Source organism: Tabrizicola sp. T46 (assembly GCF_057219895.1).
Genome location: NZ_JBXVVV010000001.1, coordinates 963,737 through 983,427 on the forward strand (window position 1 = coordinate 963,737; position 19,691 = coordinate 983,427).

The following is a 19,691-nucleotide window of genomic DNA, read 5'->3' on the forward strand; positions in this document are numbered from 1 at the left end:
CTTGTTAGCGCCAAAGGGCGGGCTTGTCCAAGGTGCTGTGATCTGTTAGTGCTAGCGCTAACAGCCGATAGTGCTGGCCATATCCTGCGCATCCAGCCAAGCTCTCATCCCGGATGCGACGGACCAAGGGGGAGGTAGTGGGCCAAGACTTGCCTCCCCTTTTCTTTTCCAAAGGTTGCTTTGCCGCGCATTTCGAAGCATGAGGTGACCTCAAGTGGCCCCGTAGCTCAGGGGATAGAGCGGCCGCCTCCTAAGCGGCAGGTCGATGGTTCGAATCCATCCGGGGTCACCAGCCGGTCAGCCGGGCGCCGACGCAGCGGCGTTTCTGGCTAGGGCGTCAAGCGCGGCACGGTCGCCCTTGGACAGGGCAAGCAGCGCCTGGGCCACGGTGGTTCCGAACTCTGCCACCGCATGATCCAGCGCTAGCAGGCGGTCCTCGGCATGGGCCACCAGTCCGCCCGTGGCCTCCACCTGTGCGGAAAGCCCGTCGGCGGCCCTGCGCGCGGTTTCGAGGCGTCCGGGATCGGCGCCATCCGCGATCCGGGCAACCTCGGCCAGCCTTTGCCGGGCCATCTGGCCCATCCCGGCCTGAAAGCGGGCACCCGCGCGCCGGATCGCGGCGCTGCGGGCCTCGTCGACGATCCGGTCAAGGCGTTGATCAAGAGGGGGCAACAGGGCCTCGCCCGCCCGTGCCAGCGCCGGCGGGGCCTCGGCCAGTGCCGTGGCGAGTTGCAGGCGCTGCTCGATCGCCTGCCGTGACAGGCGGCTGACCTCCGGATCGTTTCGGATGTCCTCGCCGAATTGCTGCGTGAGCACCTCGCGCAGCAGGGCAGGGTCCTCCCTGCGAATGAACAGGCGAAGGATCGAACGCAGAAGGACGAAGGCCCCGCCCGCGACAAGTCCGGCTTGCCACGCCGCTGGCGCGAGCAGGCCGCGCACGCCAAGGACATAGGCCGTCGCCGTCACCAGGATCACCGCGCCAAGGGCAAGCCCGCTGCCCCGGTCGGTCAACGCCGCCTCGACGCGTCGGCGAAAGAGGCGGCGGCGGAACGGCAGGCTTTCCGGTCTGTCGGTCATGCCTTACTGTTCTGCAGAAATCTTGAGATAGGCGTTGCCAACCGACCCGGCGGCCGCATCAAACCGCATGCCTCCGGTTTCCCGGGCAAGCCGGTCCATCAGGGGACCGTCGACGTCAGAGCCGAAGGCAAGGACAAAGGCGCGGATGCCGTCTCCGTCCTCGCTGCCGGCCCGCAGGCAGGTCGTCATCATCATGTTCGCCGACATCACGCCTGCAGTGTCCTTGCCGTCCGAAAGAACGACGATGCCGTAAAGCCGGTTCTCACCTGCGGCCAAGTCTGCGTCCCTTTCGTTGCGAAGAAGCAGTGCAGCGCGGCAGACCGCCTCGTGGAGGTTGGTTCCGCCATCCGCTGGCAGGGCAAGCACCTTGCGCTTCAGATCCTCTACCACATCGGACACAGGCGAGATTGGCACAAGCTCTTGCACAGTCTGATTGAAGGCGATCAACCCCACGCGGTCCCTTGGATGCAGCCGTTCCAGGAATTCGGCGGTGGATTCGGTCGCAGCGCGGATCGCCTCGCCGGACATTGAGCCGGAAACGTCCAGCGCCAGGATCACGGTCGCCTTGCGCTTGGTGTTGTAGAACTGGTCGATGATCGCCTCGGACACTTCTGGAGACGGGATCGACAGGGCCGGGATCGTGGCTGGGGACGCGGCAAGGTCAGTCATGCCCACCCGCGCCAGTGCTGAGTCGGCGGGGATGGCACCATTCAGCGGGCGGACGAAGTTGTTCGCCGCCTCGGCCTGTACGGCGGGCGAGGTGAGGTGGGCCAGGAACATCCGCGCCGCCTCGGCCTCTTCCGGCTTCACCCAGCCAGAGCCGTCGAGGATGCAATAGGGATGTTCGCTCCAGAACGTGCCTTCCTCGGGGAAGATGAAGGCCAGCGGCCAGCGCAGTTGCGCGGCCTTTTCGGCGTTCATCCGCATCGTCCCTTCCTCGAAAGCCGAAGCGACATGCAGGAAGGCAGGGCCCTGCTGCGCCATGGAATTCAGCAGGTCGGTCGTGATCATCCCGTATTTCGAGGTATTCCCGGCAAGGGTTTCCAGCGCGGTCTGCACCTCGGGCGCGTAGATGTCGGTCGCCGTGATGCCTTGCGTCTTGCCCGTGACCGCATAGATCACCTGCGCGAGAAACAGGAGACCTGCGCTGGAATACTGCGGGTGGGTATGTCCAAGCCGCAGGCGGCCCCATTCCGGATGGCCAAGGCTGGCCCAGCCTTCAGGGTTATTTGCCAGATCAATCAGCTGTGCCATGCGGATCGGCTTGTCCGGCCAGCCCAGTGCCTCGGCCATCGGTTGCCACATGGCCAGACCGACGGGTGTGTGGACCGTAGGCGCGCAGGCAGCGGTCATGATCGGGGCCGGGTTCTTCAGCCCCCATTTCTGCGTCAGCTGGTCCACCCAGGCTGCCTCGCCGGGGCTCCAGACTGTGGGCTGCAGCGTGCCTTCGGCAATCTGCAGCATCGACTCGCCAGAGAGGACCGAACTGACAGAGATCTTGATCGGCTGGCCCGAAGCGGTTTCCGGTTCGGTCGCGGCAAAACTTTCGACCGCCGACTGCAACCAGGCCCGTTTGGTCACGGAGGAGGCGATCCTGACCTCAACCGCTTCACCGGTTGAAGCGCTTGGGATCAGATTGGTTACATCACCGTTCAGGCCGAAGTAGATGATCGCCGCCGCAGCGGCAGCCGCCGCGCCGAGGATGCCCAGAAAGTCCCGCCGTCCCGAAGCCATGATCAAACCCCTTCAGCACGAATGCCAGTCATTTTGCCATGGCCCTGCACTGACGAGAAGTCGTTTCAGAAATCCAGGTTCTCGACCGACAGCGCGTTGGCCTGGATGAACTCACGCCGGGGTTCCACGACATCGCCCATCAGCTTCGAGAAGATGTCGTCCGCTTCGGCCAAATCGTCGACTTTGACCTGCAAGAGTGTCCGCGCCTCGGGGTCGAGCGTGGTTTCCCACAACTGGTCGGGGTTCATCTCACCCAGGCCCTTGTAACGCTGGAGGGTGAGGCCCTTTTCGCCTTCGGCCAGGATGGACTTCAGAAGGTCGATCGGCCCGTGGATCAGCTGCTCGCGGTCCTTGCGGATCAGGCGGGCAGGGTCGCGGTAGATGTCGCGGTGCTGGCCCGCGATCTGGGACAGCTTGCGCGCCTCACCCGAGCGCAGGACCGCGCCGTCGAGGGTGCGAAGCTCCTCGACCCCGCGCAGGATGCGGGACAGGCGGATGCCGTGGTCCTGCGTGATCCGGCCCTGCCAACCACGCTCGAACTCCGGCGCGATCAGGTTCAGCCGTTTGGCCACGGTGTCGGCGACAAGCTGAAGGTCTTCGTCCGCGCGGCCCGGGTCGAAGGCACCCGCAAGCGCAGCCTGTTCGAGGATCGGGCGCGGGTAATGCGTCGGGAAGGCATCAAGCACGCGGCGGAACTGGCGCGCGCCTTCGATCACGCGGGCAAGGTCGTTGCCGGCGATTTCCTGGCCGTCTAGCAGGCGCAGGACCGCGCCCTCGGTGCCCATCTCGATTAGGTAGTCGTCAAGGGCGGCCTGGTCCTTGAGGTAGACCTCGGACTTCCCGCGTGCGACTTTGTAGAGCGGGGGCTGGGCGATGTAGAGGTAGCCGCCTTCGATCAACGCCGGCATCTGGCGGAAGAAGAACGTCAAGAGGAGCGTCCGGATATGCGCGCCGTCGACGTCGGCGTCGGTCATGATGACGACCTTGTGGTAGCGCAGCTTGCCGATGTCGAACTCATCCCGCCCGATCCCGGTGCCCAGCGCAGTGATCAGGGTGCCGATCTCCTGGCTGGAGAGCATCCGGTCAAAGCGGGCGCGTTCGACGTTCAGGATCTTGCCGCGCAGGGGCAGGACAGCCTGGTTGGCACGGCTCCGGCCCTGCTTGGCGGACCCGCCGGCCGAGTCACCCTCGACCAGGAAAAGCTCGGACTTCGAGGGATCGCGTTCCTGGCAGTCGGCGAGCTTGCCGGGAAGCGAGGCGACATCAAGCGCGGTCTTCCGGCGGGTCAGCTCGCGGGCCTTCCGCGCGGCCTCACGAGCAAGGGCGGCCTCGATAATCTTGCCGACGATGGTTTTCGCGGGGCCGGGATTTTCCTCGAACCATTCGGCCAGCTTTTCATTGACCAGGTTCTCGACAGCCGGGCGGACCTCGGAGGAGACGAGCTTGTCCTTGGTCTGGGACGAGAACTTCGGGTCCGGCACCTTGACGGACAGGACGCAGGTCAGCCCTTCGCGCGCATCGTCGCCGGTGAAATCCACCTTTTCGCGCTTGGCGATGCCCGAGGATTGAGCGTAGCCGGTGATGGTGCGGGTCAATGCACCGCGGAAACCGGCAAGGTGCGTGCCGCCGTCACGCTGCGGAATGTTGTTTGTGAACGGGAGTACGGTTTCGTGGTAGCTGTCGTTCCACCACATCGCCACCTCGACACCGATCCCGTTCTTTTCGCCGACCATGTAGATCGGCTCTGGCATCACGCTGGTCTTCGACCGGTCGATGTATTTGACGAATTCCCGCACGCCGCCTTCGTAGAAAAGTTCCACCCGCTGCGGTTCGGCGTGGCGTTCATCCTCAAGAATGATCCGCACGCCGGAATTCAGGAACGCGAGTTCACGCAAACGGGTTTCCAGCGTCTTGAAGCTGTAATCGAGGTTCGAGAACGTCCCGTCCGGGCGGTTGACCTTGGCGCTGGCAAGGAAGCGCACCTCGGTCCCGCGCCGTCCAGGGGCGGGGCCCGCCTCATGCACGTGGATGGTGCAGTCACCATCCTCGAACCGGGCGCGGTATTCGGTGTCGTTCCGCCAGACCGTCAGCTCCAGCCATTCGCTGAGCGCGTTCACCACGGACACGCCCACGCCATGCAGGCCGCCCGAGACCTTGTAGGCGTTCCCGCTGTCGTCGGTGTTGTTGAATTTCCCGCCGGCATGCAGCTGAGTCATGATGACCTCGGCCGCCGAGACGCCCTCTTCCGGGTGCATGTCGACCGGAATGCCGCGGCCGTTGTCACGGACGGAAACCGAGTCATCGGCGTGAATCTTCACCACGACTTCGGTGGCATGACCGGCCAGTGCCTCGTCGATCCCGTTGTCGACGACCTCGTACACCATGTGGTGCAGGCCCGAGCCATCGTCGGTGTCGCCGATATACATGCCGGGGCGCTTGCGAACCGCCTCCAACCCTTTGAGAACCTTGATGGAATCGGCGCCGTATTCGGCCGGCTTCTTGGGCTGGTCAGCCATAGGTGGGGAACCCTGATAATTGCCCGCGATTTATAGCGGTTTGGGGGCGGAATGTCACCCCTTCGACACAATATTTGGTGGTCAGAGGAATGGGATCGCCAGCCCGACACCGATCAGCAGGATGCCGGAGGTGACGTTCAGTTTCCGCAGGCTTTCCGGGCTGGAAAGCAGCTGCCGCGCCCGGTCAAGGAAGAGCGCGAGGCCAAGGTTGCCAGCCATCGGGATCAGGGCCGAGATCAGGATGATCAGCGCGATATCGACGCCGGTCAGAGTGCCAAGCGTGAAGAATCCGGGTAGCGCGCCCATGTAGAAGAGGATCGCCTTCGGGTTGCCGATCACCGCCGCAAGACCGACCGAGAACCCGGCCCAAAGCCCCGGCCGTGTCATCCGGCTGTCGGTGCCGGGCGGCGTCGCGGGCTTGCGGATCAGGAGGATCCCCATGACAAGGAAGATCGCCGCAGCGACCCAGCGCAGGACCGACAGGATGTCGCCATAGCTGCTTTCGATCCAGCTGAGCCCTAGGATCGCCGCCAGCGGCCAGACCAGATCACCCAGCGCCACGCCCACCGCCAGGGGCCATGCGGCGGCGAACCCGCCTGACAGGGCGCGCGCGGTCAGGGCCACCCAGACCGGCCCCGGCACGGCCCAGAGACCGGCCATTCCAAGCGCGTAGATGAGGAGCTGATGAAATGAAACAGTCATTCGCTTATCCTGTCACGATGCACGAACCCGTGCCATCGTCCTGAACGGCAAACCGCTGGCAGCGGTCGCCCATCGCTTCGAAAAGGGCCGCGTCCGTCCCCGTCATCACTGCCTGCGCGCCCAGAGCGCAGATTTCGTCATAAAGGGCTGCACGCCTGCCTTCGTCCAGATGGGCGGCGATCTCGTCCAGAAGGATGACCGGGGCACGGCCAAGGTCCTCGGCAAGTGCACGGGCATTGGCAAGGATCAGGCTGATGAGAAGGGCCTTCTGCTCACCGGTTGAACACTGGTCGGCGGCCATGTCCTTGGCGAGGTAGCGGGCCAGAAGATCGGCCCGGTGCGGTCCGACCAGCGTGCGGCCCGCCGCTATGTCACGGCGGCGACCCTCGGCAAGCGCGGCGGCAAGGTCCTCGGGCTCGTCCGTCCCATCAGGCCCGGTCAGCGTCAGCCCCGCCGCCGGAAAGGCGCTGGAGGCATCGTAGGCGCTGGCCACGCGCTGGATCGCCGCGCGGCGGTTCAGCGTGATCTGGCGCCCGGCGCTGGCCATCTGCGCCTCAAGTGCCGCATACCAATGCGGATCCGTCACCTGGTCCCTGATCAGGCGGTTCCGGTCGCGCATGGCCTTGTCATATGCCAAGGAATGCTCGGCATGGTCCGGCGCAAAGCTGAGCGTCAGGCGGTCGAGAAACCGGCGGCGCCCCTCGGCGGCCTCGATCCACAGCCGGTCCATTGCCGGCACCAGCCACAGGATGCGCAGCACCCGGCCAAGGCTGGCCTGGGTCGCGGTCTTGCCGTCGATCCGCAGCTGCCGCGCCTCGCCCGGTTCGGCCCAGGTCTCTACCTCATGCCGACCGGAAAGCCCGTCGATCGCGGACATGATCTTCCAGCCGAGACCTTCGGGACGGCGCGAAAGGTCTTCGGCTGCGGCACGGCGCAGGCCCCGGCCCGCCGACAGAAGCGACATCGCCTCAAGCACGTTGGTCTTGCCCGCCCCGTTCGACCCGATCAGCGCGACCGGGCGGCCGTCAAGCGCAAGGCGGGTCGCACGGTGACTGCGGAAATGCGACAGTGCCAGGGTTTCGATCACCAGACCGCCCAACCGACATCCCTTTCTGAACAATCGTTCGGGAACCGGGTCAGACCCGCATCGGCATGACGACGTAGACTGCCGAGGTATCGTTGCCTTCGCGCATCAGCGTGGGGTCGACCGCCGAGTTGAACAGGAACACGGCATTCTCGCGGTCGACCTGGCTGGCGATTTCCAGGAGGTACTTGGCGTTGAAGCCGATCTCCAGCCGCTCGTCCCCATAGGCGACGGCAAGCTCTTCTTCGGCGGCACCGGAATCTGGTGAATTGACCGACAGGACCAGCCGGTCCTCATCCAGCGACAGCTTCACCGCGCGCGACCGTTCGGACGAGACGGTGGCCACGCGGTCGACCGCCTTGGCAAACTCGCCCGCGTCGACCTCCAGCCGCTTGGCGTTGCCGGTCGGGATAACGCGGGTGTAGTCCGGGAAGGTCCCGTCGATCACCTTTGAGGTCAGCGTGATCGCGGGCGTCGCGAAGCGAACCTTGGTTTCCGAGACCGAGACGGCGATGGTCGTGTCGTCATCCTCCAGAAGCTTGCGAAGCTCGCCCACGGTCTTGCGCGGCACGATCACGCCCGCCATGCCGTCAGCCCCATCGGGCAGGGGCGCGTCGATCCGTGCCAGGCGGTGCCCGTCGGTCGCCACGCAGCGGAGGACCTTCCCGCCCTCGCCCGTCGCGACATGCATGTAGACGCCGTTCAGATAATAGCGCGTTTCCTCGGTCGAGATCGCGAACTTCGCCTTGTCGAAAAGCCGCCGCAGAACGGCGGCAGGGGCGGCAAAGTTGGTGGCATATTCGCTGGTGGCCATCACCGGGAAGTCTTCCTTCGGCAGCGTGGCAAGGCTGAAGGTCGACCGGCCGGCGGTGATCGTCAGCCGCCCGGCGGCGGCGTCCTCGGTCAGGTTCACCAGGGCGCCATCCGGCAGCTTCCGCACGATCTCGTGGAGCATCACGGCGGACACTGTCGTGGCCCCCGCGCGTTCGACCATTGCCGGGGCGCGGTCCACAACCTCGATATCAAGATCGGTCGCACGGAAGCTGACTTGCGCCCCCTCGGCCTCGATCAGCACGTTGGCGAGGATCGGAATCGTGTTGCGCCGTTCGACCACCGACTGGGCCTGCGCCAGCGCCTTCAGAAGCGTGGCGCGTTCGATCGAGAGCTTCATCTGACTTCCCCCTGCCTCCCCCGAAGGGACGCCAAATCTAGCCGGTTTCCACCGGTTCACAAGTGTTGCGACGGACTGTGCGTAGGATTGCAGGCCCCGTCAAGGGCGGCCCGGCCGCACCCTCAATTCAGCCCTGCAACAGACGCCGCAGAAGCTGCAGGTCGTCGGCAAGCTGGCTGTCGGTGGCCATCAGCTCTTCGATCTTGCGGACCCCGTGCATGATCGTGGTGTGGTCGCGCCCCCCGAAGCGGCGGCCGATCTCGGGCAGGCTGCGGGGGGTGAGTTGCTTGGCCAGGTACATCGCCACCTGCCGGGGGCGCGCAATGTTGCGCAGCCGTTTGGGCCCGATCATGTCGGAGAGGCGGATGTTGTAATGTTCCGCCACTTTGCGCTGGATTTCCTCGATGGTGAGCTTGCGGTCCGACGACCGCAGGATGTCGGCAAGGCAATCCTGCGCGAGGTCCAGCGTGATCTCGCGCCCGACGAGGCTGGCAAAGGCGAAAAGACGGGTCAGCGCGCCTTCCAGCACGCGGACGTTGGTGGTGATCCGGTGCGCCAGGAATTCCAGCACGCCGTCCGCCAGCACCAGCCCGCGATACTGGCTGCGGTAATACTCGACCTTCTGCTGCAGGATGCCCAGCCGAAGCTCGTAATCCGTCGGGTGCAAGTCGACCACCAGCCCGCATTGCAGTCGTGAGCGGATGCGTTCCTCGAGATCCTTGATCTCGCCCGGCGCGCGGTCGGCCGAGATGACGATCTGCTTGTTGGCATCCACAAGCGCGTTGAACGTGTGGAAGAATTCCTCCTGCGTCGAATCTTTGCCGGCGATGAACTGGACATCGTCAACCATGAGCACGTCGACCGAACGGAAGAGTTCCTTGAAGTCCATGATCTGGCGTTCGCGCAGGGCCTGGACGAAGCGGTACATGAACTGCTCGGCCGACAGGTAAAGCACCCGAAGGTCGGGGCGGCGCAGCTGCAGCTCATGCGCGATCGCGTGCATCAGGTGCGTCTTGCCAAGGCCCACACCGCCATACAGGAACAGGGGATTGAAGGTGACTGTTCCGCCTTCGGCAACCCGCCGGGCCGCAGCATGGGCCAGCTCGTTCGGCTTGCCGACGACGAAGCTGTCGAAGGTAAAGCGCGCATCCAGCGGCGCGCCGGGAAGGTCCTCGTCCGCCGGGCGGGCGCGGGCGGCCTTTGCCGCCGGCTTTGCTGCGGCAGGCACGGCACCGTTTCGCGGGGCGACTTCGGACCCGACGGCAAACTCCACCCGGTCAACCGGCTGGCCGGCACTGGCCAGCTGGGTGCGGATATGGTCGGCGTAGTTGCGCTGGACCCAGTCCCCGAAAAAGATCGTCGGAACCTCGAACCGGGCGACGCCATTCTTCAGAACCGAAAGCTTCAGCGGCTCGATCCACGTGACATAGTTGTTCCTGCCAACACGCTTGATCAGCTCTTCCCGAACCAGTCCCCAAGTTTCGTTCGTCATCCCGGTTGCCTGTCACTTTCCCCCACCGGCAAATACCCCGCCGGCATTATGTCTCGCTCGCCTTGGCGATCCACATCGACAGACAGGCCCAGGCGCCAGCCGCAACGGGGCGCCCTTCAACCGGTCCATCAGGGAACAGAAACGCAAGGTCACACCGCTGCAGACAGCGGCAGGCCCTTGCATGACACGGCGGCAGGACTGCCGCACACGGTCATCGATCGCAAATGAAACACCAGGATTCCGGGTGGCAGGACCCGATTCCGTGCAGCAGCATTTCACCTGCGATCCGCTTATGTCCCCCAAGACGAAGTGAATCGCAGGGTGACGCTAGCAAGCCGTCCGCGCGCACTGCAACCGAACAACGCGCTTGACAGAGGTTCGGCGAAACCGAATCCGAAAGCTCTGGCAAATCGGCAACGAGGTGCCGAAACCGGAGCTCGGGACGGGCGCAGAAATGACATCGGGCGCAACCCTTGCGGGTGCGCCCGAGGACCGGAATAGAATCGAAAAGGCAGGAATTGACACCCCTTCAGGTGTCAGGCCTTGGCGACGCCCTTCACGCGCGACGAGAGGCGCGACATCTTGCGGGCAACGGTGTTCTTGTGCAGCACGCCCTTCGACACGCCACGGGCCAGCTCCGGCTGGGCGGCCTTCAGTGCGGCTTCGGCGGCAGCGGCATCGCCCGAGGCGATCGCTTCTTCGACCTTGCGGAGGAAGGTGCGGATGCGCGAGCGGCGCGCCTTGTTCACGGCATAGCGCGCCTCGGACTGGCGGGCGCGTTTCTTGGACTGTTCGGTATTGGCCATCGTGGCGGTCCTTCAGGTCTTTCAGGTTTCAGGTTGCACGAAAGACCAAAGGCCCCGACCCATCGGTCGGGAATGATTCTTGCCTAGGCGGGCCCACGCGCATGTGACGGCGGGCTATAGGGCAAGCGGGCGGGAAAGAAAAGCCCCTGCGCAAAGGTGCCTCCTTGCGCGCAACCGACGAGACGGCGAAGCCGGACGAGGAGGCTTCAGCGGTCGCGGAATTGCGGCTGGCGCTTTTCCAGGAAGGCGGCCATGCCTTCCTTCTGGTCTTCGGTCGCGAACATCGCGTGGAACATGCGGCGCTCGAAAAGAAGCCCCTCGGCCAGCGGCACTTCCTGTGCTCGGTTCACGCATTCCTTGACCACCATCGCGGTGACCATCGATTTCTCGACCACCTTCTGCGCGGCCTTCATCGCCTCTTCGATCAGCGACTTCGCCGGCACGACCCGGCTGACGAGGCCACAACGCTCGGCTTCGGCGGCGTCCATGAACCGCCCGGTCAGGTGCATGTCCATCGACTTCGACTTGCCCACCGCCCGCGTCAGGCGCTGGGTGCCACCCATGCCGGCGACGATGCCAAGGTTGATCTCGGGCTGGCCGAACTTGGCCGTATCGGCGGCTATGATGAAATCGGCCAGCATCGCCAGCTCGCACCCGCCGCCCAGGCAATAGCCCGCGACCGCCGCGATGATCGGCTTTCGCGCCCGGGCGATGGTGGCGGCCTCGGGGGCGAAAAGGTCATCGAAAAAGACGTCGATGAACGACTTCTCGGCCATCTCGCGCACATCCGCCCCGGCGGCGAAGGCCTTTTCCGACCCGGTGATGACGATGCAGCGCACCTTGTCGTTCTGTTCGGCCGCCGTGACCGCCGCCGCAAGCTCGCGCATCAGGGTCAGGTTCAACGCGTTCATGGCATCGGGGCGATTCAGCCGGATCAGGGAGACATAGTCCTCAATCTCGACGATCAGCGTGTCATAGGCCATGGGAGGCTCCGCTGTGGCAGTCGCCGAGACTCCTAGCACCAAACGCCGGGATGGCAAGTCACCTCTGGCAGCGGGGACACCAGAAGGAGGACCGGCCCGACTGTACCGTGCGGGTCACCGAGCCTTTGCAGCCGGGGGTCTCGCAGGGCTGGCCTTCACGGTCATAGACCTGAAAATGCTTGGAAAAATACCCAAGCTCCCCATTCGCCTGCCGGAAGTCGCGCAAAGAGGATCCCCCCGCCTCGATCGCTTCGGCCAGGACCTCGCGGATCGTGGGCACCAGGGACGTGACGGCCTTTGGCTTGAGGTCCCCCGCCAGCCGCAGCGGGCTGATGTGGGCGCGGTAAAGCGTTTCGGCGACATAGATGTTGCCAAGCCCCGCCACGATCCGCTGGTCCAGAAGTGCTGCCTTGATCGGCGTGCGTCGGCCCTTCAGTCGCTGGGCGAGGTAGGGTTCATTGAAATCATTGCCGAAGGGCTCGGGCCCCAGCCCCGCCAGCAGCGGATGCTCCAGCGCCCGGTCCGTCGGCATCAGGTCCATCGCCCCAAAGCGCCGGGCATCGTTGAAGGTGATCCGCGCCCCGCCCGCCATGTGCAGCACGACGTGGTCATGCTTCTGCGGCGCGGGATGCTCATGATGGAACTGTCCCAGCTTCACGCCGGAAATGAGCATCCGCCCCGACATGCCAAGGTGGATCAGCAGCGTCTCGCCGCTGTCGAGATCAGCCAGAATGTACTTCGACCGCCGCCGCAAGGCGATGACCCGCCGGCCGGTCAGCCGGTCGGCCATCCCCACGGGCAAGGGCCAGCGCAGGTCGGGGCGGTTCACCTCGGCCCGCGCGATCACGGCACCTTCAAGCACGGGCAGGAGGCCACGGCGCACGGTTTCAACCTCGGGCAGTTCTGGCATCGTCGTCTTTCCGGACAGTTCGGCGCATTGCGGGCGCCGGGTGGCAGACTATAAGGAGGGGCAAGGCGCAGGATCGCAAGCCCCTGAAGGACTGCCAGACCGATGACCGACGAGAAGACAACCCATTTCGGCTTTCAGGATGTGCCCGAGGCCGAAAAGGCCGGCATGGTCCACGGTGTCTTCTCCCGCGTCGCCTCGCGCTATGACGTGATGAACGACCTCATGTCGATGGGCATCCACCGGCTCTGGAAGGACGCGATGATGGACTGGCTGGCCCCAAGGCCCGGCCAGCGCCTCCTCGACGTGGCCGGCGGCACCGGCGACGTCGCCTTCCGCTTCCTGAAACGCGCACCCGGTGCGACCGCCGTCGTCTGCGACATGACCGAGCCCATGCTGATCGAGGGCCGCAAGCGCGCTGAGGCTGAGCAGTTGGCGCAAAGCCTCGACTGGGTGGTCGGCGACGCGATGGCTCTCCCGTTCCCGGACAATTCCTTTGACGTCTACACGATCTCGTTCGGCATCCGGAACGTCACCCGCATCCCCGACGCGCTGGCCGAGGCCTACCGCGTCCTGAAACCCGGCGGGCGGCTGATGGTGCTCGAGTTCAGCCGGATTCCGAATGACCTGATGCAGAAGGCCTATGACATCTACTCGTTCAACGTGATCCCGGTCATGGGCCAGGTCGTTGCAAATGACCGCGCCAGCTACCAGTACCTCGTGGAATCGATCCGCAAGTTCCCCGACCAGGACACCTTCGCCGGCATGATCCGCGACGTGGGCTTCGGCCAGGTGAAGTACCGCAACCTGACGATGGGCATCGCGGCCCTGCATTCCGGGTGGAAGGTCTGATGACCCGCGCCTCATCGGTTCCCTTTGGTCCCTCTTCGGTGGCCACCGCTGCGATGAGCGACCGAACGGGAGCGAAGAGCGCATGAAGGGCCCGCACAACATCATCCGCCTGATCCGCACCGGCGCCACGCTGGAGCGGACGGGCGCCATGGACGTGGTGCTCGAGGCCTTCCGCGCCCCGCCCCGCCTGCGCTTTGCCGCCCGTATGCTGGGCTGGCCCTTCAAGTGGCTTGGCCTGAAGGGCGACCCCGCGCTTCCCCCCGCCACCCGCGCGCTGACTGCACTTGGCCCCGCCTACATCAAGTTCGGCCAGGTCCTCTCCACCCGCCCCGACATCGTCGGCGAAGAACTGTCCGAGCAGCTCAAGTACCTGCAGGACAAGCTGCCGCCCTTCCCGACCGAGACGGCGAAGAAGATGATCGAGGCCGAGCTGGAGCTTCCCGTCTCGACGCTCTTCTCGGAGTTCTCCGAACCCGTCGCCGCAGCCTCGATCGCGCAGGTCCACCGGGCGCGGCTGGCCGACACCGGCGAAGAGGTTGCCGTCAAGGTCCTGCGGCCGAACATCGAACGCGCCTTCCGCACCGACATTGACGCCTTCTACCTTGCGGCCCGCTGGATCGAACGTCTTGCCCCCTTCTCGCGCCGTTTGCGCCCGGTCGAGGTGATCCGCCACTTCGAAGGTGTGGTGATGGGCGAGCTTGACCTCCGCCTTGAATCCTCGGCCGCCGCCGAATTCGCGGCCAATACCGAAAAGGACGAAGGCTTCCAGGTGCCAAAGCCGCACTGGTTCCTGTCCAGCCGTAACGTGATGACCCTTGGCTGGGCCGAGGGCATCGGGCTGAACGACCTTGCCCTGATCGACGGCGCCGGCCACGACCGCCGGGTCCTTGGCGCGCGGGTGCTGCAGCTTTTCCTCAACCATGCGCTGCGCGACGGCTTCTTCCACGCCGACATGCACCAGGGAAACCTGAAGATCGCGGCGAACGGCGACATCATCGCCTATGACTTCGGGATCATGGGCCGGATCGACGAATACACTCGCCGGGTCTATGCCGAGATCCTGATGGGGTTCATCCGCAAGGATTACCGCCGCGTCGCCGAGGTACATTTCGAGGCAGGCTACGTCCCGCCCGACCGCGACATCGACGAATTCGCCCGCGCCCTGCGTGCCGTGGGTGAACCGATCTTCGGCATGGACGCAAGCCGCATCTCGATGGCGCGCCTCCTCGCCTACCTCTTCGAGGTGACCGAACGCTTCGGGATGGAGACACGGACCGAGCTCATCCTTCTTCAGCGCACGATGGTGGTGGTCGAAGGCGTCGCGCGCAGCCTTGACCCCCATATCAACATCTGGGAAGTCGCGAGCCCTATCGTTGAACGCTACATCCGCGAAACCATCGGGCCCAAGGCCGTGCTGCGCGATCTGGTCAAGACCGCCCGCGTGCTTGCACGTTTCGGGCCGAAGCTGCCTGCCCTGGTCGAGGCGCAGCTGATCCGGACTGGAAACCCCGCCGACCCCGTCCGCCAGACGCGGCCACCGAAGCGGTGGCTGATGCCGACCGGCTTGGCGGTGGCGGCTTTCGCGATCGGGATTGTGATCGGGCAGATCATCTAGGCCCATCGACCTTTCGCATCCGGCGAGGCCGCTGCGCTTCGGCCGGGCGAAAGGCCGTCAGCCATTGCCGTCCCGCAGCGCTGTTACCTGTGCGGCAGGCACCTCGACACCGCCTTCCAGAACCAGTCGGGCACCGTCGGGCGTGCTTTTCACCTCGATCACGCGGGAATAGTGTTCCACGCTCACGGTCGAGAGGACCGCCTCTCCTTTCCGGCTTTCCAGCGAAAGCTGGTAGTTGCCCGGAGGCAGTGGTGACCCGGTCGCATCCGCGCCAAGCCAGCTGTAGGGCGCCGTGCTGACCGGCATCGTCTCGCGCGCGACAAGGCGGCCCTGGATGTCGCGCACCACAAGGTCGACGGCCGTCGCACCGGTTGCCGGCACCGGATACACGGTGACCGGGGTGCCGTCGAACCTGACAGCAGCCGGCGACCGCGCCTCCTTTCCGATCCAGCCCGCCATCTCGGCCATGCCGGACTGCTGGAAGCGCGACTGCAAGTCGGACAGGAGTGTGTTGGTGCGGACCTGCTGCTCCACGCCGGAAAAAGTCGCCAGCTGGACGGCATAGTCGGTCGAATCGATCGGGTTCAGCGGATCCTGGTTCTTCATCTGCACCGTTAGCATCCGCAGGAAGGTGTCGAAGTCCGAGGTGATCTTGCCACTTTGGCGCGAGGCCGGGGTTGGGGTGGGCGGCGTGTTCGTCGTGGGGGTGACGTTCATTCTGTCCTCACAGTCGAAGATCAAGTCCGGTCGGAGAACCCGACCGAAGGGGTGAACCGGGGTTGGGCACTGCCTGGGACGCGGGAGGACCCGTTTCTGCCTCACCAGACGCGACTCCGCGCCGATGCGCCGCGTCCTGTCCGGCTCCGGTCTCTCCGCCCGCCCCGTGCTGGCCGAAGTCCAGCCGCGCCTCGGCATATCCGGCCGCGCGGATCGCTTCGCTCAGCTGGTCGGCATGGCGGCGGAAAAGATCCATCGTCTCAGGCCGGTCGAAGGCCAGATGCACGATCATCCGATCCGGGTCTTGCGCGTCCGGCTCCAGCCGCAGCCGGACGCTGCCGAGTTCCTGCGGCGAAAGGGCGATCTCGGTCTGGCCATCGCTTCGCCTCTGCAGGCTCGCCACGATCGCGGAGCCAAGATGAGCCACCGTGCCAGCCGGCAGTGCGCCAGCCGTCGGCGGGACAGCAAAGGCGGGTTGGGCCGAGGTCGAGATGGCAAAGGGAACAAGGTCGCCGTCGCCAGGAGAGCGCTCGACCATATCGCGCAATGACAGACCGGCAGGGACCCCGGCAAGCACCAGCCAGCCGGGCTGCATCCGCGAGGGAGCCGTAAGGCTGTACGGGTTCGGGCCGTTGCCCGCTGTCGTCGGCATCGTCGCTCCGGTCTCGCGCCGGTCTGCCCGGCCAGTGTCGGAAACGTCCTCCTGCAACAACCGACCAAGCCAGATCCGTTCGGCCTCGGCTGCGGCCTGGGCCCGGTCGGGACCGGCGTCGGTGCCCGGTCGAGCCTCTGCATCAATTGGACTGCCCTGACTGAAAGACGGTGACCCGTCCGTCGCAAGGACGGTATCGGGGGCTGCAAGGGCCGTTGCGCGCGACGGCGCATCTACGGCTGCAGGGAACGCCGGGGCCATCGCCACGGTCGGGACCGGTGCCTCAGGGGCAGTCTCTGCGCTCCGACGAGGCGTCACCTCCTGCCGTATCTGCAGGACCGCCGCCCCGGCGGGAGGGTTCCCGTACGCATCCACCACGACCTTGCCGGCCCGAGCACCGTCAGCCGTCGGAGGCGGACCCGGATCAGCCGACGCAAGAGCTTCGGCGTGCTGGAAGACGACGTGCCCCTCCCCACCCGGCTGAGTGGAAAGTCCGGGTCCTGCCCCCTCCGGCGTCGGTGAATCCCGTGCCTGCGTGGGACCGGAATCCCGTGCCTGCGTGGGACCGGACACTTCCGTCCCACCAGGTGATGCCCCTACCGCCTTACCCGGCATTGCCAGCGCCGGGCCTGCGACATGCATCTCCGCTGCCCCCGAAACTCGTCCTGGCAAAGCTGGGGACTCAGCTTCGTTCAACCGGCCTTCGGCCAAGTGAAGGCCAGCGTCTCGCTCTCCAGCGGGCAGAACGGGCTCAAGCCTGTCCCTGCCTTGCCGCCCGGACGCATTGCCTTCGGCCAAGCCCGATTCAGGGAACCAGTCCGCGGCCCGGGCAGCGCCCTCGCCTAGGACAGACATCGCGGCAGCAGGGGCGGCCGCGCGCTCACCCCCTTCCTGCGAGACGAACGGCGCCGACAGGTCTTCCCTTCTACCGGTCGGCAGCACCACCGTTCTGTCCGGGATCCGCAGCCCGCCGTCACCGGCCGACACAGCTGCCCCGGCATCAGGCGACAGCGCCGCCGGAACCGAAGGAACCGGAGCCCGGATTTGCCACGACGCGGTGAAAGCCTCGCCAGAGGCAGGAGACCTAAGGTCCTGCCGTAGATCCGTCATCGGCTGGTCGAACACCGCCCCGAAGCTTTCATCCTCCGCTTCCCTTGGCCGTTCTGCCCCTGCGCCCTTCGGTGGGATCGGGCCTGCCGCCTGCGTCAATCCGGTTTCTGTCCACATGGTCCTGCGTCTTCTGCCGCCGATGCCCTGTTCTCGCCGACACGGATTACCGATTCTTTACCCGCGCCGGGGATCGTTGCTGAAAATCCAACCGATCGGACGCCTGCCATGAACCTCTCCCCGCTTGCCGCCCCTCCCCCGCTTCCGCCCGACCGCGCCGATGCGCTGATGCAGAAGGCGCAGGAGATGGAGGCCGCCTTCCTGGCCGAGATGCTGGCCCATTCCGGGCTGGACGCCTCTGAGGGTCCCTTCAGCGGCGGCGCGGGAGAGACGCAGTTCACCTCTTTCCTCCGCCATGAACAGGCGCGCCTGATGGTGGAAAAAGGCGGCATCGGCCTGGCCGAACTCATCTTCCGCACAATGACGGAGCGTCCGCATGACACCGCTTGAAGACCTTCTCGACGAGGCCTTCGCCGCCCTCCTGGCCGGGGACATCGCCGCCCTCTCCGGCCTCGACACCCGGATCGCGGCCGCTGTGAGCACCCTTCCCGCGCTCGAACAGGGGGCGGCACGCCGGCTGCGGTTGAAGGCCCAGCGCAACGAAAGGCTCTTGCAGGCAGCCGGGCGCGGGCTTCGTGCCGCGCGCGACCGGATGGCCGAAATCCTCGCGGGCCCCGGGCTTGCCACCTATGACGCAAAAGGGCGCAAATCCGCGCTGGCCGGACCGGCGCACGCGCTGGGACGGTTCTGACTTGTCTCAAATGCCCCGCAACAAGCGCCCGGAAGTTAGGGATTGGTTAGAGCTTCAGGGGCTTGATCGGGGTCGCGCCCCATGACGGGGCGGCGCCGCGGGACTGCCCGGCGGCATCGGACAGAACGCCAGTCCGGCCACGCAAGGTGGCTTTCCCGGCCGTGAAACCAGCGGCCAAACGCAAGGAACCAACGATGTCGTCGATCCTGACCAATACGAGCGCGATGGTGGCCCTTCAGACGATGAAGGGCATCAACGCCAGCCTCAACAAGACCCAGGCCGATATCTCCACCGGCAAAAGCGTCGCCTCGGCCAAGGACAATGCCGCCGTCTGGGCGATCTCCAAGGTGATGGAATCGGACGTGGAAGGCTTCAGGGGCATTTCCGACAGCCTCGCCGTCGGCAACGCCACGCTGACCGTCGCCCGCAACGCCGCCGAATCGGTGACGAAGCTTCTGACCGAGATGAAGGGCAAGATCGTGGCCGCCCAGGCCGAGAATGTGGATCGCGCCAAGCTGCAGACCGATATCGTCGCCCTGCGCGGGCAGATCGAATCGGTGACGGGCGCAGCCCAGTTCAACGGCCTGAACCTGGTCGACGGCTCGCAGACCGCGGTGAACGTGCTGTCGTCGCTGGACCGCAGCGATACGGGCGTCGCCTCGTCGAACATCACCGTCCAGGCGCAGAACCTGTCGACCACGGCGGGCACGGCGCTTTCGGGTGGTGCGCTCGGTACACTGTCCGCCGCCTCGGTCGTGAACGGCACGCCGGTCACGCTTGGCACCTTCACCTTCCAGGGCGGCGCCGGGGCGCTGGCCGCAAACGCCCCGACGGCCAACCCCGCCACGGCCACCGGCCTCATCGCCGGCGACGCGGTCGAACTGACGCTGGGGGGGACAACCGGCCGCTACGTCGTGCAGGAGGGCGACACCGCCACCGAACTGGCCGCGGGTCTTGGCGCTGCATTGATCCAGCGCGGCCTGTCTACCAGCAACTTCTCGCTCTCCGCGTCTGCCGGCGTCCTGACGCTGACGAACAACACCAACAACCCGACCGCCGTTTCGGTCGCCGGGTCGCGCGGGGCTGGTGCGCTTGCCGGGCTGAACGCCATCGACGTCACCACCGATCCGCAGGCGGCACTCGGTGCGATCGAAGGCATGCTCCAGGCCTCGATCGACGCGGCAGCAAGCTTCGGCTCGTCGCAAAAGCGGATCGACATCCAGTCGGACTTCGTGGGCAAGCTGACCGACTCGCTGAAAACCGGCATCGGCGCGATGGTCGATACCGACATGGAAGAGGCCTCGGCCCGCCTTCAGGCGCTGCAGGTCCAGCAGCAGCTGGCCACCCAGGCGCTGTCGATCGCGAACCAGCAGCCGCAGGGTTTGCTGTCCCTGTTCCGCTAAGCCTGACGGGCCGCGAAGAAAGCTTCGCGGCCCGCTTCACCCCTTTGGCCTCGCAAGGACGG

17 protein-coding genes and 1 tRNA gene are annotated in these 19,691 nt (G+C 65.8%); 6 read left to right on the plus strand and 12 right to left on the minus strand.

Translation table 11 applies throughout. The features are described from left to right. The first annotated feature begins 216 nt into the window (after window positions 1-216). Window positions 217-292: transfer RNA gene (locus AC2D9V_RS04830), tRNA-Arg, on the plus strand. Window positions 293-297: 5 nt separating this feature from the next. Here AC2D9V_RS04830 and AC2D9V_RS04835 read toward each other — a convergent pair. The 10 genes from AC2D9V_RS04835 to mutM all read right to left on the minus strand — a co-directional run bounded on the left by AC2D9V_RS04835 (window position 298) and on the right by mutM (window position 12,475). Then, window positions 298-1,077 carry a hypothetical protein gene (locus AC2D9V_RS04835; protein ID WP_484712892.1) on the minus strand — a complete coding sequence of 260 codons (780 nt, stop codon included), beginning with the start codon at window positions 1,075-1,077 and terminating at the stop codon, window positions 298-300. A 3-nt stretch (window positions 1,078-1,080) separates the two neighbouring features. Further along, a complete protein-coding gene (locus AC2D9V_RS04840) occupies window positions 1,081-2,811 on the minus strand; it encodes a VWA domain-containing protein (protein ID WP_484712893.1) in 1,731 nt (576 codons plus the stop codon). A 65-nt stretch (window positions 2,812-2,876) separates the two neighbouring features. Beyond that, entirely contained in the window at window positions 2,877-5,327 is a 2,451-nt protein-coding gene (gene gyrB / locus AC2D9V_RS04845; RefSeq protein WP_484712894.1) for a DNA topoisomerase (ATP-hydrolyzing) subunit B, read from the minus strand. Window positions 5,328-5,408: 81 nt separating this feature from the next. Continuing rightward, window positions 5,409-6,029, minus strand: a complete 621-nt coding sequence (locus AC2D9V_RS04850; RefSeq protein WP_484712895.1) for a LysE family translocator — start codon at window positions 6,027-6,029, stop codon at window positions 5,409-5,411. Window positions 6,030-6,033: 4 nt separating this feature from the next. Then, window positions 6,034-7,128, minus strand: a complete 1,095-nt coding sequence (gene recF / locus AC2D9V_RS04855) for a DNA replication/repair protein RecF (RefSeq protein ID WP_484712896.1) — start codon at window positions 7,126-7,128, stop codon at window positions 6,034-6,036. A 37-nt stretch (window positions 7,129-7,165) separates the two neighbouring features. Continuing rightward, window positions 7,166-8,284 (minus strand): DNA polymerase III subunit beta, encoded by a 1,119-nt coding sequence (gene dnaN / locus AC2D9V_RS04860; RefSeq protein ID WP_484712897.1) that lies wholly within the window; start codon window positions 8,282-8,284, stop codon window positions 7,166-7,168. Between the two features lie 127 nt (window positions 8,285-8,411). Further along, window positions 8,412-9,776, minus strand: coding sequence for a chromosomal replication initiator protein DnaA (gene dnaA, locus AC2D9V_RS04865; RefSeq protein ID WP_484712898.1), 1,365 nt, complete (start codon window positions 9,774-9,776; stop codon window positions 8,412-8,414). A 536-nt stretch (window positions 9,777-10,312) separates the two neighbouring features. Beyond that, window positions 10,313-10,582, minus strand: a complete 270-nt coding sequence (gene rpsT, locus AC2D9V_RS04870; protein ID WP_484712899.1) for a 30S ribosomal protein S20 — start codon at window positions 10,580-10,582, stop codon at window positions 10,313-10,315. A 206-nt stretch (window positions 10,583-10,788) separates the two neighbouring features. Beyond that, window positions 10,789-11,565 carry an enoyl-CoA hydratase gene (locus tag AC2D9V_RS04875; protein WP_484712900.1) on the minus strand — a complete coding sequence of 259 codons (777 nt, stop codon included), beginning with the start codon at window positions 11,563-11,565 and terminating at the stop codon, window positions 10,789-10,791. Between the two features lie 58 nt (window positions 11,566-11,623). Then, window positions 11,624-12,475 carry a bifunctional DNA-formamidopyrimidine glycosylase/DNA-(apurinic or apyrimidinic site) lyase gene (gene mutM / locus AC2D9V_RS04880; protein WP_484712901.1) on the minus strand — a complete coding sequence of 284 codons (852 nt, stop codon included), beginning with the start codon at window positions 12,473-12,475 and terminating at the stop codon, window positions 11,624-11,626. 102 nt (window positions 12,476-12,577) lie between these two features. Between mutM and ubiE the strand changes: the two genes are divergently transcribed. Both ubiE and ubiB read left to right on the plus strand, forming a co-directional pair. Next, a complete protein-coding gene (gene ubiE, locus AC2D9V_RS04885; RefSeq protein WP_484712902.1) occupies window positions 12,578-13,324 on the plus strand; it encodes a bifunctional demethylmenaquinone methyltransferase/2-methoxy-6-polyprenyl-1,4-benzoquinol methylase UbiE in 747 nt (248 codons plus the stop codon). 82 nt (window positions 13,325-13,406) lie between these two features. Continuing rightward, window positions 13,407-14,939, plus strand: coding sequence for a 2-polyprenylphenol 6-hydroxylase (gene ubiB / locus AC2D9V_RS04890; protein WP_484712903.1), 1,533 nt, complete (start codon window positions 13,407-13,409; stop codon window positions 14,937-14,939). A gap of 57 nt (window positions 14,940-14,996) precedes the next feature. On the opposite strand, the gene AC2D9V_RS04895 is transcribed toward ubiB, so the two are convergent. Both AC2D9V_RS04895 and fliK read right to left on the minus strand, forming a co-directional pair. Beyond that, entirely contained in the window at window positions 14,997-15,656 is a 660-nt protein-coding gene (locus AC2D9V_RS04895) for a flagellar hook capping FlgD N-terminal domain-containing protein (RefSeq protein WP_484712904.1), read from the minus strand. Window positions 15,657-15,663: 7 nt separating this feature from the next. Further along, window positions 15,664-16,569, minus strand: a complete 906-nt coding sequence (gene fliK / locus AC2D9V_RS04900) for a flagellar hook-length control protein FliK (RefSeq protein WP_484712905.1) — start codon at window positions 16,567-16,569, stop codon at window positions 15,664-15,666. Window positions 16,570-17,643: 1,074 nt separating this feature from the next. Between fliK and AC2D9V_RS04905 the strand changes: the two genes are divergently transcribed. From AC2D9V_RS04905 to AC2D9V_RS04915, 3 genes are all read left to right on the plus strand, one after another. Then, a complete protein-coding gene (locus AC2D9V_RS04905; RefSeq protein ID WP_484712906.1) occupies window positions 17,644-17,925 on the plus strand; it encodes a rod-binding protein in 282 nt (93 codons plus the stop codon). Continuing rightward, window positions 17,912-18,226: a hypothetical protein gene (locus AC2D9V_RS04910; protein WP_484712907.1), complete on the plus strand. Its 315-nt coding sequence runs from the start codon at window positions 17,912-17,914 to the stop codon at window positions 18,224-18,226. The genes AC2D9V_RS04905 and AC2D9V_RS04910 overlap by 14 nt, the downstream gene beginning before the upstream one ends. A gap of 194 nt (window positions 18,227-18,420) precedes the next feature. After that, entirely contained in the window at window positions 18,421-19,629 is a 1,209-nt protein-coding gene (locus AC2D9V_RS04915) for a flagellin N-terminal helical domain-containing protein (protein ID WP_484712908.1), read from the plus strand. Window positions 19,630-19,691: the final 62 nt, after the last annotated feature.